Source organism: Nocardiopsis sp. MG754419 (assembly GCF_018207095.1).
Classification (GTDB): domain Bacteria; phylum Actinomycetota; class Actinomycetes; order Streptosporangiales; family Streptosporangiaceae; genus Nocardiopsis.
Window position 1 is genome coordinate 1 of record NZ_QOCZ01000339.1, and the last position, 600, is coordinate 600.

General features: G+C 68.7%; 1 protein-coding gene. It reads right to left on the minus strand.

The window, feature by feature from the left end:
* Positions 1 to 506: helix-turn-helix domain-containing protein (locus DSY14_RS28010; RefSeq protein WP_211719594.1), on the minus strand; the 506-nt coding region annotated here is incomplete at its 3' end.
* Between the last annotated feature and the right edge of the window lie 94 nt (positions 507 to 600).

Sequence of the window (600 nt, forward strand, 5' to 3'; positions counted from 1 at the left end):
GCAGTGTGGCTCCACCGGGTGTAGAACTGCCGGCCCGCCGGGTCGAGGAAGGTCATGCGGGCCAGATTGTCCAGCTTTTCAAAGGGTGAGTGCAGGGCCTGAGCCAAGGCGTTGGCCGCCAGGACGTCCAGGGTCCGGTTGATGACGAACGCCGCGGCGCCCGGGTAGCCGTCCATCAACTGGCGAAGGGCGGGACTGACCTGGTCCGTGGTGTGGGTGAACTGGTTGCCCGGCGCTGTGCCCGCCAGCTGGTGGAGGTGCGCGTGGGCGTCGGGGTCCAGTCGCAGGGCGCGGCTGAGTGCGTCGAGTACCTGGGCCGAGGGGCGGCGTTCGCGCCCCTGTTCCAGGCGGGTGTAGTAATCCGCGTTCACCCCGGCCAGGACAGCGACCTCTTCACGACGCAGCCCGTTGACTCTGCGTACGCCGTAGCTCGACATGCCGACATCCTGCGGCCGCAGGGCCGCCCTGCAAGCGCGTAGGAACTCCCCAAGGTGGTTGCCGGTCATGTCCTCAGGCTAGGCCGCAGGAGTGCGGGCTGCCTGGGTGTACCGCACCCAGGCAGCAGACGTCCTGGTCAGCGGCCTTCGGCCTGTCCAGACT